At 59.4% G+C, this 14514-nt stretch carries 6 protein-coding genes and 1 pseudogene; 3 read left to right on the top strand and 4 right to left on the bottom strand.

The genetic code is table 11. The features are described from left to right. Positions 1 to 26 precede the first annotated feature (26 nt). From ALFI_RS09075 to ALFI_RS09050, 4 genes and pseudogenes are all read right to left on the bottom strand, one after another. On the bottom strand, positions 27 to 359 hold the full coding sequence (locus tag ALFI_RS09075) for a hypothetical protein (RefSeq protein ID WP_014774406.1): 333 nt from the start codon (positions 357 to 359) through the stop codon (positions 27 to 29). A 1892-nt stretch (positions 360 to 2251) separates the two neighbouring features. Then, entirely contained in the window at positions 2252 to 4231 is a 1980-nt protein-coding gene (locus ALFI_RS09060) for a beta-galactosidase trimerization domain-containing protein (RefSeq protein ID WP_014775576.1), read from the bottom strand. 3 nt (positions 4232 to 4234) lie between these two features. Next, the gene (locus ALFI_RS09055) at positions 4235 to 5542 is read right to left on the bottom strand and encodes a beta-galactosidase small subunit family protein (protein WP_353934707.1); all 1308 of its coding nucleotides are present in this window, start codon (positions 5540 to 5542) and stop codon (positions 4235 to 4237) included. Positions 5543 to 5591: 49 nt separating this feature from the next. Then, a pseudogene (locus ALFI_RS09050) lies at positions 5592 to 6518 on the bottom strand (sulfatase family protein); the annotation flags it as partial. A 237-nt stretch (positions 6519 to 6755) separates the two neighbouring features. Here ALFI_RS09050 and ALFI_RS09045 point away from each other — a divergent pair. From ALFI_RS09045 to ALFI_RS09035, 3 genes are read left to right on the top strand one after another with little or no spacing between them, the layout of a single operon-like run. Next, complete coding sequence (locus ALFI_RS09045) at positions 6756 to 9350, top strand: beta-mannosidase (protein WP_014775575.1); 2595 nt, start codon at positions 6756 to 6758, stop codon at positions 9348 to 9350. After that, positions 9347 to 10897, top strand: a complete 1551-nt coding sequence (locus ALFI_RS09040; RefSeq protein ID WP_052312784.1) for a sulfatase family protein — start codon at positions 9347 to 9349, stop codon at positions 10895 to 10897. Before ALFI_RS09045 ends, ALFI_RS09040 begins: the two co-directional genes overlap by 4 nt. 23 nt (positions 10898 to 10920) lie before the next feature. After that, a complete protein-coding gene (locus tag ALFI_RS09035; protein ID WP_014775573.1) occupies positions 10921 to 14196 on the top strand; it encodes a glycoside hydrolase family 2 TIM barrel-domain containing protein in 3276 nt (1091 codons plus the stop codon). Positions 14197 to 14514: the final 318 nt, after the last annotated feature.

Genomic DNA, 14514 nt, shown 5'->3' with positions numbered 1-14514 from the left:
TTTAAGAATTTGAATTATGCGGCATATTACCAGGATATTATACCATATCTTTTTTTCAGCAACCTACGGGCTGCTTGTGTTCCTTCGTTATCCGGGTGTCCTCTGGCCACACTCAAGAGGGCTTCCAATTTCGTTTCATGCGGCGGGATTATCTCGCCCGATTTCACCAAATTGTTATATTCGTCTATGGCGGCTTTGCGTAGCTTGCTGTATTCAATAATTGCAGCCTCCGCCTCTTTCTCGAATCTTTTTTGCCCCCGAGCCGTTAAGCGCATGTTTCGCCATTTGTCATCCATGTACCCACTTATCGGAGACCTCAGCCCTCGTTGCCCTAAATAATCATCCAGTGATATTTCCATAGCATTAAAATTTTAAAATGTTTGTATTTGCGCTCCGCTGGGGCTTCGCTCCCCGCCATCCGCCGACCACATCGAGCGGAGCTGGTTAATACGTCAAAGAACTTGTGGTTGAAAACTCGCTAACATCCTCGTCACGCCCTTTATCCTTTCTATCGAACTATCATTTTCTCGAAGGTTTGCCGGGCTGTGATTTCCCTGCCGATGGATGTTTTCAAGATTTCAAAGAACGAGGGGCATCCCCTTACACGTTGCCTTCAGAGCCTTTCTGATACTCGTATGGGACGCTGACATTTTGTAATGAACATGGAGCGGCCGCCCGTTCCTCTGGAATGGGCATAGGCGGCCGCTCTCTACCGCTGAACCGGCGCAAGGGTTCCGGGAAATATTTTTGAAAAAATTTCTTCAGTGTGCCCCGGCCTGCCGGGGTAAATTTTTTCATCATAAACACTTCTCCCGAAGGGACTTCTAAGAAAATATTTCGCGGGTTCATTGCCCGGCAAAATGCAGGGTTACTACTTTGTATCAGAAAGGCTCTGAAGGCAACGTGTAAGGGGTGACCCTTCAGGTCGCAGAAAGCTTGAATTCTGACAGAGGCCGGGTAAAACCGCAGCCCGGTCAGACCCAGAGAGAAAATACCGCTCTCCCTCGCAACGCGAGGGGTGCACTGCCGCGACGTGGAGAAAAGCGCGACTTGCAACGCCCTGCAAGTCGTGCTTTTTAGGAGCGATCAAGGCCCCGCTGGCGGGGCATGGTACAGCAGTACAAACAAAAGCAAAAGAGAGCCGGAATAAACCGGCTCTTCAGTCACCGGCTATACCTGAATATCCTTTGTTATTCTCAATGTCCCCCTATAACCACGCGCACGGAGTTCGTCAATCAGTTCTCGTGCTTTAAAATTTAGCAGTGCCGGATTCCGTTCTTCATTCTTGCCTTGCGTGCGCTTGATATTTGCACATAACTTGCACATCTTGGCATAGCCGTCAGGAGATAACGGCGTTCTCCGAAAGTAATCCAATGTGAGCGTTTTGCCACATTCAATACATTTCTTCGCTCTGTTTTCCATAATACTTTGCAGACTTTATACTCCTGCGCCGGAGTTTTAATTGTGAATTGATAGACGCGGGAATGTACCCGCTGTTATTAGCTCCTCAAGTACGTCAAAGAACTCTGGGTGAGGTCGGTTGGGTTACCTCCCTCTCCCTGGTACAAAACATATAGGGCCAGTCTAACAGTTCGGAGAAATGTGGTGACTAAAGCGAGCGAAGAAGCAGTTGTTTGAAAAAATTATTTCAGGACGCCCCGGTGGAGCCGGGGTTAATTTTTTCAAAGAAGTGCGCCGAAGGGAGATGTGTCAAGACTGGCACTATTAGCTTTGTACCAGGGAGAGTACTTCAAGTGCCGTGATAAAAACTGATGAGAAAGACCGCGCAAAGGATAGAAGATCCGCGCGGGAAATAGACGGCCTAAAGGCCGGCCGCCGCTTCATGGAGCGGTTCCGCTTTAAGGCAGATAAAACCAGAAAGAACTTATCAAAAATTAATGATAAAATGAGTAAATTGGCGGCAAAATTTATCCCGTAAAAATATTGATTTAGCAGAAAAAAACGCGCATGAAGAATCTTCATGCGCGTTTTTCTTGCTTATTTATATATCTTAGCTTGATACCATTGCTCCTGTCCTGGGCACTTGGTGATCCCCGTAATCTTACGATTACGGGGATTTTTGTTTGTGTGAAATCCCCGCCGGCAGCCGGACTCCAATATGTCCGAAACAACAATCCCGGCCTGTTCCGGCCGCTCTCGGCGTATTCACACGAAAAAATGCGCATCCGCCGACAAACAAGCGGGGATGCGCATTCCTATCCGAACGGCCGAAGGGCTTATCCTCAAATCGTCACCTGCTCCAGACCACCACGGCGCAGCGATCCGCTCCGACCGTGACCTGCGCCCCCTTAACCGAGGCATCCCCGTAGATCACGCGCGGAACGCCGTATCGACCCGTACGCAGCCGTATGGCCGCGCTTTCCGGACGCTTGTTGACAATCACGGTCGTCAAAACGCCCTCTTTGCGCATGGTGCGCATCAGCACGTCCGGTTCGGGCGTGCGGAACGAAGCCGGAGCCGCGTCTATGGCATCGCGGCACTCCCGCCCGTAGAAAGCCGTCAGCGGAACCATATCGCGGTGATATCCGCCCAATTCGATCGGGGAGGGCACCCACACGACCTCGCCGCGGCCATAGCGGTTGCGCACGGCCGCGACATCGCCGCCGTCCGTCATCATCGTCTCGCCCGAAGCAGGCACCAATATCCCCCGCCACAGATGCGCAGGCAGCTCCTCGCCCAGCGTGAAATACTCCCCGGCGACTTTGAATTCGCTGACCTCCGCTCCGAAACACGATTTCAGCGGGAAGCCGTTCATAAACAGACATCGCATATTTTCATCGTAGAATCCCGACAATCCCGTAACGATCAGCTTGCCGCCGTTGCGGACGAACGACTCGATGCGGGGCCGGAATTCGGAAGGCAGCGCCACCATATGCGGGATCACGGCCGTACGGCCCGCCGCGTCGTCCCAGTCGAAGGTCGCCATATCGGCCACTTCGGGCGTAACGCCCCATGCCGAGACGGCCTCATAGGCGGCGGCCAGCGATTTCATGCAGGCCGAAGCCTGCCGTCCCTCCTCACCGGATGCGAGCGTTTCGGCATTGCGCCGCTGAATGCGCAGGGAAGCGATGTTATAGAGGAGCGTCACCGGAGCAGGCGCAGGCTTCAACTCCCGGAACTCTTCACCGTGACGCTGCAATACCGATGCGACCTTCGCGGCTTCGAGCATACGGTCCGAGGGCCTGCGCAGGAAGTCGAGCAGCCCCCACTCCCCCGCCTCCATGACGGCCGCCCGCTGATTGAGCGACCAGAAGATCACCCCTTCGGCGCCGGAAGCGATCGCCGTCCAGAGATACTGCGCCGTATGCGCCGCCGTGGGACAGTAGGGAACATTGCCGCTGGCGGTGACGTTTCCGCCCTGCAGTTCGGTGATCCAGAACGGATTGCCGAGTGCGTTGTGACGGATGATATCCGACATCAGGGAGACGCCGAGCGGATATTCGCGCTGGCTGAACATGCCGAAATGCCAGCTCAGGTGCAGCGACGCGCCGACCGAGGTGAGGAATTTCGAGTAGGCCGGAAAGTCGTAATCGGGCAGCGTGCCCAGAATCTGGTGCGGATTGATATGTCGCCCGCGCTGCGGATCGAGCCGTTCGACCAGCTGCGCGATATGGTTCAGATACCACGTCGTATAGTAGGTCAGGAACTTCTCCTGCGTGAAATCGGCTTTCAGATAACCCTCCCCGCGCTCTTCCGGCGGGAAGTCCGCCAGCCAGCGGTCATAGACCTCCCTTGCGAGGTCGGTCATGGCGACGCGCGTCCCGCCGCTGCCGGGTTCGTTCTGCAGCACCCATGTCCACAGCGATTCATACTGCCGGAAATGCGACACCACGGCCGTGATATAATCGTCGATTTCGCGCAGGTGCGCCTTCGAACGGGGGAATTTGAAACCGCCCACGTCGTTCAGCTCGTCGGTGACGGGAAACAGCGTGGCGAAAAGCCGGACGCCGTATTTGTCCGCCGCACGGAACGCCTCGTCGTAAAGCGAGAAATCCCACTCCCCGCCGCGGTACATGTGCGCCCCGAACATCCGGATACGGGCCACCTTCATCCCGTTATCGTGCAACAGGCGGAAAAATCCGTCGATATCCTCCGGCGTCTGTCCCGGCTCTACAAAAACCTGAGCGCCGATCTGCGGCACATCGCATTGCTGGGCGCGCACCCCGGCCGTTCCGGCCAGCAGTAGGAACGCCATCAACCACTTTTTCATCGTTTATTCATTTTTATACGCCACCCGGCGGCTCGTCCGCGCCGCATCGGCCGGAGTTCCCGCAGGAGCAATTACAAATTCATATCCGTAGTGCTTCTCCAAAAGCCGGTACGCCTCCGAAGGACGCGATTTCACGCTCCACGAGTCGGTGCCGCCCACGCCGGCCTGCGCACAATCGACATTCACCAGCCATGCGTCGTCCAGCCGCACGATCTCGTGCGTATGCTCCGCCGCATCCAGCGCCTCCTGCGTGCAGGGCCAGACCGAGACGCACAGAGGCTGCCGGCCGGCGAAAACTACTCCGCCGCCTTTGCCCCCAAGCTGGAGATAGTGGACGTCGCAGCGGTTGCCGCACTCCTGCGGATAGATATAGGCGGGACTGAAATCGGCCGTACTGCCGGAGTAGACCCCGAACAGGGAGCCTTCCTTCCGGTCGGCATAATTCTCTCCGGGACCGCGGCCGCAGTAGACATAGCGGTCCAGCTCCCCGCTCCACAGAGCCTGCAGACCGATGCGCAGCGGTTCGGGAAGCGTGTCTGCGATCCGCAGGTCGTACGAAACGGCCAGCTCCCCGTCCGCCGCAAGCCGATAGCGCAAAGCCAGCCTGACGCCCCCGCCGCACACGACGGCCGTCACCGCACCGTCGGCCGCATTCAGGCTTTCGAGTTTCAGCCGCTCAGGCATCGTGCGCCATGCGCCCATGCGCTCCCGCGTACGCCAGCCCCGGCGGTCGTTGTCGGTGGATGCCCGCCAGAAATTCGGTACGAGCGGACTCCGCATCAGCTCGCAGCCCCGCACCGCATATCCCGACAGATATCCCGTCGCCGCATCGACCGTCGCGGTCACACTCCCGGCAGTCAGCGTCACCGAACGTTCCGTACGGCTGACGACGGCACTGCGGGCGGCCGCAGCGCGCACGGGCGCCGCAGCGGGCAGTGCGAACTGGTAACGGCCCGCCTCGAATCCCCGCAGGGCATAGGGTTTATCCTCTTTCAGGCGGTAAACGATATCCAGCCAATAATCGACGCCGGATTCGGGACGGGGCGCCTTGTACCCCACGCGGCACTCCGTGCAGGCTCCCGCTTCCGTGCGCGGCACTTCGAAAGTCCCGCTTCCCAGCGTCGCGCCCATGCTGGACGTAATGCGCCATTCGAAAACATACTCATCGGTCGAAACGAAGAAATTGCGGTTCCGGATCGTGAAAAAATCCTCTCCGGGCCGCGGCTGCGCGATTTCGAGCGGCTGGAAGACATGCTTCGCCTCCGCCGCGGCCGGCTTGAGACTCCGGTCGGGATTGATGATTCCGTTGATATTGAAGTTGGCGTCATGGTTCTCGCGGCTTCCGAAATCGCCGCCGTAGGCCCAGAAACGCCTTGCCCTGCATATAGGCCGGAGGTTCGATGCCGGCGAGCGAGAGTACGGTGGGCGCCAGATCGGGGAACCCGATCAGCCGGTCGGTCCGGCCGGACTGACCGTTGGCCAGATGTCTCCATTTGGGAGGCAGGTAGACGATGAACGGCACGTGGGTCCCAGTCTCATAGACGAACCCCTTGCCGCGGGGCAGGCATCCTCCGTGGTCGCTGAAGAAAAAGACGATCGTATTTTCATCGAGCCGCTGCCGCCTGAGATCGTCGAGAAACATCCCGACCCATGCGTCGATGTCCTGCGACCCCTCCATATGAAACGCGAAGTCAGACCGGATTTCCGGAATGTCGGGCACATGCGGCGGCAGTTCCAGCCGCGCCGGATCGAGCCCTTCGAGGGCGAAATCCCGCCGCTGGTCGGTATGATAGGAACGGATGCGCCCCATATGGGTGGCCATCGAGTTGAATACGGCAAAAAACGGCTGGTCCTTCTTCCGCGCCGGGTTGTTGTATGTCGCCGCCGGACCGCAGCTGTCCCACATGGCCTTATTGTCACACAGCGTATTGTAGTCGGTTTTGGATTTGTTGGTGCAGTAATATCCCGCCGCACGCATATAGTCGGGCAGAAAAACAGTCTCCGGCGTGGCAAACCGGCAGCGGTGCCACTCCATGCCGAAAGTCGAGGCGTAGCATCCGGTGATGATGCACGACCGGGAAGGCGAGCTTTGGGTGCCGACCGAATGGGCCCGCATATATTGGATGCCGGCTCCGGCCAGACTGTCGATCGTGGGCGTGGCGACATGCCTGTTGCCGTAACAGCCGAAATCATAAGGACTCGTGTCTTCGATCGTAAGCCATAATATGTTCGGCCGTTGCTGCGCATACGAATTCCCGCCGCCGAACACCAGTCCCGCGGTGGTCAAAAGTCCTGAAAGATGTGTTGTTTTCATACCTGCATACGTTTTGTCCCGACGGCAATATTACGAAATTCCGGGCAGCTCACGAAGCACGGATTCATCCAAAACTAACAGAAAAGCCGAAAGCGCGTTTTCAGCGTCGGAAAATTACCGCATCAGGGCGGTGTGTTATTTTTTGACGGATCGCTGACCATCATTTCCGGCCGTTTGAGTTATGTTTGCGACAACCCAACCCGACAAACGATGAAAAGACTTCTCCTGATCCTATGGCTTCTGACCGCCGCGGCGGGAAGCCGGATTTCGGCCGCCGGCCGCACCGAACTGAACCAAGGATGGAAATTCCGGCAATACGGACTCGGCGAATGGCTCCCGGCCGCAGTCCCCGGAACCGTGCATACCGACCTGCTGGCAAACGGGCAGATCCCCGATCCGTTCTACGGCAGCAGCCAGAGCGATCTGCAGTGGATCGACAAGACCGACTGGGAGTACTGCTGCACGTTCGACGCACCCGAATTGGCGTCGTACGACAACGTGCGGCTCGTCTTCGAAGGAGTGGACTGCTATGCCGACATCAGGCTGAACGGCGAACTGCTTCACCGCACGGGCAACATGTTCCGCACATGGAAAAGCGACGTCAAGGGATTGCTGAAATCCCGGAACAACCGCCTGCACGTCGTTTTTCACTCCCCGGTCATGCAGGGGCTCAAAAACATGGCGGCCTACGGCGGCCGTCTCACCGCCAACAACGACCTCGGCGCATTGGGCGGACTGGGCCCCAACAAGGTAAGCGTTTTCACCCGCAAGTCGGGCTACCAGTACGGCTGGGACTTGGCGCCGCGCTATGTCACCTCCGGATTGTGGCGTCCGGTCGCGCTCGAAGCGTGGAACGAAGCCCGCGTGGAGGATTTCCACGTGCGCACCCGCTCGACAGGGCCGCGAAAGGCGCAGATGAGCGCATCGGCCGCATTACGGACGGATGCGGCCGGCTGCTATCGCATCCGGATACTGTTGAACGGCAAGAGCATCCTCACGGCAGACAAGACGCTGGATGCCGGGACGCATTCAATCGAAGAGCCGTTCGAGATTCCCTCTCCGCGGTTGTGGTATCCCAACGGAATGGGCGAGCCTTACCTCTACGACGTGGAGCTGGTGCTGGAAAAAGAGGGGAGGGAGCTTGACCGCACGGCCGTCAGATGCGGCGTACGAACCGTATCGCTCCGCTGCCGCGACGATGCGGACGGCCGCGGCCGCGGTTTCGGCTTCGAGATCAACGGCATCCCGGTATTCTGCAAAGGCTCCAACTATGTGCCGGCCGACGCGTTTTTGCCCCGGATTTCGCGGGAGAAAACGGAATTTCTCGTGCGGAGCGCCGCCCAAGCCAATATGAACATGCTGCGCGTCTGGGGCGGCGGCACGTACGAGTCGGACGATTTCTACGAAATGTGCGACCGGTACGGCATCATGGTGTGGCAGGATTTCGTCTTCGCCTGCAACATGTATCCCGGATCGGCGCAGATCTACGCCGACATCCGGGCCGAAGCCGAAGACAACGTACGCCGGCTGCGCAACCACCCGTCGCTCGTCCTCTGGTGCGGCAACAACGAAATAGACGTAGCATGGAAACCCCACGACAAACGCAACAGCCGGTTCCGCAAATTCTATACGGAAGAAGAGGCCGAACAGTTCGACCGCGTAAACGAAACCATCTTCCGGAATATCCTGCCCGGCGTGGTGGACAGCCTTTGCGGCGGCACCGTACCCTACTGGCACTCGTCGCCCTCGCCGGGCTGGGGGCTCGATACGGCGGACCGCTGGCGCTACGGCGACGTACACAACTGGGACGTCTGGCACAAAGGCGACCCCATATCGGCCTACAACACCCAAATCGCCCGTTTCATCTCGGAATACGGACTCCAATCCTACCCCGAACTCTCCTCGGTCGAGCGTTTCATCCCCGAAGGGGAGCGCCGCCTCGCCTCTCCGTCCATGACGTCGCATCAGGGCGACCGGAAAAAGGGAGACGCCCGGATGCTGGAATATGTCGATCGGTCATACCTGCGCAGCGACGATTTCGCACGCACGCTGTACCTCAGCCAATTGATGCAGGCCGAAGGGATGAAGACGGCGATGGAGGCGCATCGGCGCAACATGCCCTACTGCATGGGGTCGCTCATCTGGCAGCTCAACGACGTATGGCCCTGCGCCAGCTGGTCGGGAATCGACTATTACGGCCGGTGGAAAGCCATGCACTACTTTGTAAGGAAAGCGTGCGAACCGGTCGTCGTCTCCCCTTACATCCAAGGCGATACGCTCGACATTTTCGTCGTCTCCGACCTGCGGAAGCCGCTCCGGGGAGTAATGAAACTCACGCTGACGGATTTTTCAGGCAACGAGCTGAAAAGCAGCTCCCACCCCGTGACCGTCGGAGCCGCCGCATCGCAGCGTGCGCTCCGGTACGGCGTACGCGATTATCTGGACGGTGCAGACCCCGGCAACGCGGTGCTGGTCTGCGAATTCCGGTCCGACAAGACCGCGTACCGGACTTTGCAATATTTCGAGACGATGAAAAACGCCGCACTCCCGGCCGCGGCGGTCCGCATCCGCGCCGAGAAGCCCGACGCAGCGACCTGCCGGATTACGGTGAGCAGCGACAAACTGGCGAAGAATCTCACCCTGCATTACAGGGGTACGGCGGGAATCTTCTCCGACAACTATTTCGACCTGCTGCCGGGCGAAAGCCGGAGCGTCACGCTTACGGCGCCGGAAGATGCCGCAGAAATCCTGCGACACATCGAATGTATGGCACTCAATCCTGAAACCACAATCATAAAGCTATGATGCACCTGAAACGAATCACGCTGCCCGCAGGCTTCGCAGCCCTCGCCATTTCGCAGGCGGCAGCCAGACCGGCCGCTCCGGTCCCGGTCGCCCGCAACGGCGAAAAACCGCGCAACGTCATCTTCATCCTCAGCGACGACCACCGCTACGACTTCATGGGGTTCACGGGAGCCGTTCCGTGGCTGCAGACCCCGGCGCTCGACCGCATGGCCCGCGAAGGCGCCTGCCTGAAAAATGCGTTCGTGACCACATCGCTCTCCTCGCCGAGCCGGGCCTCCATCCTCACCGGTCTGTTTACGCACACCCATACCGTCGTGGACAATCAGGCACCGAAGCCCGACGATCTGGTCTTTTTCCCGCAGTACCTCCAGCAGAACGGATACCGCACCGCCTTCTTCGGCAAATGGCACATGGGCAATCAGGACGACATGCCCCAGCCCGGATTCGACCATTGGGAGGGATTCCGCGGACAGGGGACCTACTACGACACGGTACTGAACATCAACGGCGAGCGCGTAAAGTTCGATCCGGAACTTTACTCCACCGACATACTGACCGACCACGCCATCGACTTCGTACGCGACAACGAAGAGGGTCCGTTCTTCATCTACCTCTCCTACAAATCGGTACACTCCGGGTTTCAGCCTTCGCCCTCCCGCAAAGGGATGTACAAGGACGAAAAAGCGGTCTATCCGCCGTCGTTCAACGTGCCGGAGTACGGAATCCCCCGACTGCCCGGCAAGGATGCGGACGGCAGGCCGCTCGCAGGACGGGGCTGGTACGGCGAGAGCCGGCTCCCCGACTGGGTAAAGAACCAGCGGGAAAGCTGGCACGGCGTCGATTACCAGTATCACGGCGCACTGCCGTACGAGGAGGACTTCCGCAATTACTGCGAGACGGTGACCAGCATGGACGACGCCATCGGGCGGCTGCTGGATTTTCTGCAGGCCGAAGGGCTGGACGAATCGACTCTGGTGATCTATATGGGCGACAACGGCTTCACGTGGGGCGAACACGGACTGATCGACAAACGCAACTTCTACGAACCCTCCGTACGCGTGCCGATGCTGGCCTACTGTCCCGAACTCATTCCGGCGGGCCGCACGGTGGAGGAGATGGTGCAGAACATCGACGTCGCCCCCACGATCATGGCCGCCTGCGGACTCGCCAAAGCGCCGCAGATGTGCGGCGAGTCGTTCCTGCCGCTGCTCAAGGGCGGCACGGCAGCCGACTGGCGCAAGCGCATCTATTACGAATACTATTGGGAATATGCGTTCCCCCAGACTCCGACCGTTTTCGGAGTGCGCACCGACCGCTACAAATACATCCGTTACCACGGCATCTGGGACACCAACGAGTTCTTCGACCTGCAGGAAGACCCCTACGAGACGGTGAACCTGATCGACCGTCCGGAGCTGCAGGATACGATCCGCTCGCTGGCCAACGACCTCTACGACTGGCTCGAAACGACCGGCGGCATGCAGATTCCGCTCAAACGGAGCGTTTATTACCGGCACGGCGACCATCGCAATGCGAAAACTTATTAAATTTGTATTCTAAAACCTCACCGATGAACCGACTTCTGGCAATTCTCCTCTGCGGAACGACCCTCTGCACCGCCGCAGCCGCTTCCGAACGGAACGCTCCGGCCGACCAATTCGTCAACGCCCTGCGAAGGCTTCCCGCACGAGCCACCTCCTACTCTTACAGCTCCGAACAGGACGCCCTTGCGGGCGACCGCACGCTGTCGCGCATCCAATCGCTCGACGGCATGTGGAAATTCCGTTTCGCCGAAGACGTCTCCCGAAGCCCCGCGGATTTCTGGCTCCCCGGAGCCGACCTGACCGGCTGGGACGAAATACCCGTCCCTTCGTGCTGGGAGATGCAGGGCTACGGCTACCCGATCTATACCAACGTCGTCTATCCCTTCGAATTCAAGCCGCCCTACATCACGCGCGACAATCCCACGGGCTGTTACGTCCGCACCTTTTCGGTGCCGGAAGCGTGGAGCGGCAACCGTGTGACCCTGCACTTCGGGGGAGTCTATTCCGGATTCTACGTCTGGGTAAACGGCGCCTTGGCCGGATATGCGGAAGACAGCTGCCTGCCCAGCGAATTCGACATCACCGGACTTTTACAGCCGGGAGAGAACAGACTGGCCGTCCAAGTATTCAAATGGACCGACGGAAGCTATCTCGAAGACGCCGACCACTGGCGCATGGCGGGCATTCACCGGGAGGTCTTCCTCTCGGCCAAGCCCGATGCCGCGATCGGCGATTTCGGCGTCAGGACGATCTTCGACGCCGACATGCGCGACGCGCTGCTGCAAATCCGTCCGGCAATAGATTTGCGCGAAGGGGCCTCCGCCGCAGGCTGGCAACTCGGCGCACGGCTTTACGCACCCGACGGAACCCCTTCCGGGCGTGAACTGACGCTGCCCGTCGAAGAGATTCTTGCGGAAGCCTATCCCCAGCGCGACAACGTCTATTTCGCCCTGCTGGAAGAGCGTATCACCGCACCCGAAAAGTGGAGCGCCGAGAATCCCGCACTCTACACGCTGGTGCTGACTCTCCGCGACGCCGCCGGAAAACTCGCCGAAGCCCGCAGCTGCAAGGTCGGATTCCGCGACGTCCGCCTGCGCGGCCGCGAAATGCTCGTCAACGGCGTGCCGGTAAAGCTCTGCGGCGTGAACCGGCACGACCATGACCAATATGGCGGCAAAACCGTTTCGCGCGAATCGATGGAGGAGGACGTCCGCCTTATGAAACGGCTCAACATCAACTCCGTACGCACGTCGCACTACCCCAACGACCCCTATTTCTACGAACTCTGCGACCGTTACGGCCTTTATGTCGTCGATGAAGCCAACATCGAAACGCACGGCAAAGGCGGCCTGCTCTCGAACGATCCGCAATGGATTACGCCTTTTCTCGAACGCGTAAGCCGGATGGTCATCCGCGACCGCAACCACCCGTCGGTCATCATGTGGTCGCTGGGCAACGAATCCGGCTGCGGCCCGGCGCACGCGGCTGCGGCAGGCTGGGCCAAAGATTACGACCCGACCCGCCTGATCCATTACGAAGGAGCGCAGGGACAGCCTATGCACCCGCTTTACGTTCCGCTGAAACGGACTTCGGCCGCAGCCTTTACCAGCGTAATGGCTGCGGACAACCAGCCCGCCGCCGGACAGGTCAAGAAGCCGCAAAACGGCGGCAACCCCACCGACCCTGCCTATGTCGATGTCCTCAGCCGCATGTATCCGACCGCCGCGCAGCTCGAACAGATGGCCCTCAACCCGATGCTCGACCGCCCCGTGATGATGTGCGAATACGCCCATTCGATGGGCAACTCCACCGGCGGACTGAACGACTACTGGAAACTCATCCGGACACACGCCGGACTGCTGGGCGGACACATCTGGGACTGGGTGGAACAGGGACTGGTGAAAAAAGACGCGCAGGGACGCACCTACTGGGCCTACGGCGGCGATTTCGAACCGGCCGGAGAACATAACGACGCCGCTTTCTGCTGCAACGGCATCGTCAATCCCGACCGTACGCTGAAACCCGCCGCACTGGAGTGCAAATATGTCTTCCAGCCCGTCGAGTTCACGGCTTCGGACCTTGCGGCCGGAAAGATCGCAGTCCGCAACCGCAATTTCTTCGCCGGGACCGAACGCTATGACTTCACATGGGAAATCTCGACCGACAAGGGCGTGCTCCAGCACGGCAGTTTCGAGGTGCCGCCGACCGCCGCCGGCTGCCGCTCCGAAGCCGCGATCGCATTCCGGCTCTTCAAACCGGAACCCGGCGCCGAATACCTGCTCCGGGTGCAGGCCCGCGAAAAGCGCCGTACGCCGTACGCCGAAGCCGGATACGCAGCCGCCGAGGAGCAGTTTGCACTGCCCGTTTACAAAGAGCCGGTCCGGAGTGCGCCCAAAGGCAGGGCAAGCGTCGCGCAGGATGACGAGTTCATCGTGCTGAGCGCCGCCGGCTCCCGCACCGAGATCGACCGCCGCAGCGGGTACGTCGTCTCGCACTCGGTGCGCGGATGCAAACTGATAAGCGCCCCGCTGCGCCCCAATTTCTGGCGCGCCTCCACCGACAACGACTGGCGCGGCTGGCGCGTCGGGAAAATCGCAGGATGCTGGAAAGAAGCCCCCGAAAGATTGCAGACCGTCTCCGTACGAATCGACGAATCGGCGGGTTCGGTCACCGTCGAGAAGGCGATACCCGACAGCGTCCGGCTGACGCTGACCTATACCCTCGACGGCGCAGGGGCCTTGGCCGTGGATTACAAGCTCGACATCTCCGACCGGATGCCGGAGCCGCTGCGCGTCGGACTGCAAACCTGCGTCCCCAACACGCTAGAGCGAATCGCCTATTTCGGAAAAGGTCCGCAGGAAAACTATTCGGACCGCTGCGAAGGCGCCTTTCTGGGACTTTACCGCAGCACGCCCGAAAAATTCATGCACAGTTACATCACCCCTCAGGAAAACGGCAACCGCTGCGACGTCCGCTGGCTCTCGCTGACAGCTTCCGACGGCCGGGGCGTTCAGTTCGTCGGGGCCGAACCGCTGAGCGTATCGGTATGGAATTGCACGCAGGAGAGTCTGGACAAGGCGCGCCACAGCAACGAAGTCGAACCTTTGGCCGATGCTCTGACCGTCAATATCGACCGTACGCAGACCGGTGTCGGCGGCACGGACACTTGGAGTCTCAAGGCCCGGCCTTCGGATCAGTACCGGCTGCTGGAGAAACACTACGCCTGCCGGTTCACGATCATCCCCTGCAACGGCGAAGCCGAAACGATACGCAACGGCCGCAGCCTGTTCAGGAACCAATAAGTCCCTGCAATTTCCGCCGTCCAGACACGAGCGGCAGAAAGTCACGGAACATTCATTACGCCCGGCCGAAATTCGGCCGGGCGTAATGTCAATACCACCGGAGATCCGGCAAAAGTATCGGGTGTAAAAAAGATCAAAAATCGGCCGATTCGTACAATGTACGGATTTTTTGCTACCTTTGTTAAGTCACCTAACTCCGAAAGTCCCGTCCATCGATGAATCCCGTCCGCCCGCGGAACGGCGGCTGCGGTCTCCGGCTGCAAATTCCTGCCGCGCCCCTCATGCAATTCCCGCGTCCCTGCAACCGACAATGCAGGG

This window comes from Alistipes finegoldii DSM 17242 (assembly GCF_000265365.1).
In the GTDB taxonomy this organism is placed as follows: domain Bacteria; phylum Bacteroidota; class Bacteroidia; order Bacteroidales; family Rikenellaceae; genus Alistipes; species Alistipes finegoldii.
Note: the sequence above shows the minus strand (reverse complement) of the source record. Positions and strands in the feature narration are given on the sequence as shown.

Coding starts and splice junctions, on each gene's coding strand:
- ALFI_RS09075 (WP_014774406.1), bottom strand. CDS start 359: ATGGAAATATCACTGGATGATTATTTAGGGCAACGAGGGCTGAGGTCT.
- ALFI_RS09060 (WP_014775576.1), bottom strand. CDS start 4,231: ATGAAAAAGTGGTTGATGGCGTTCCTACTGCTGGCCGGAACGGCCGGG.
- ALFI_RS09045 (WP_014775575.1), top strand. CDS start 6,756: ATGAAAAGACTTCTCCTGATCCTATGGCTTCTGACCGCCGCGGCGGGA.
- ALFI_RS09040 (WP_052312784.1), top strand. CDS start 9,347: ATGATGCACCTGAAACGAATCACGCTGCCCGCAGGCTTCGCAGCCCTC.
- ALFI_RS09035 (WP_014775573.1), top strand. CDS start 10,921: ATGAACCGACTTCTGGCAATTCTCCTCTGCGGAACGACCCTCTGCACC.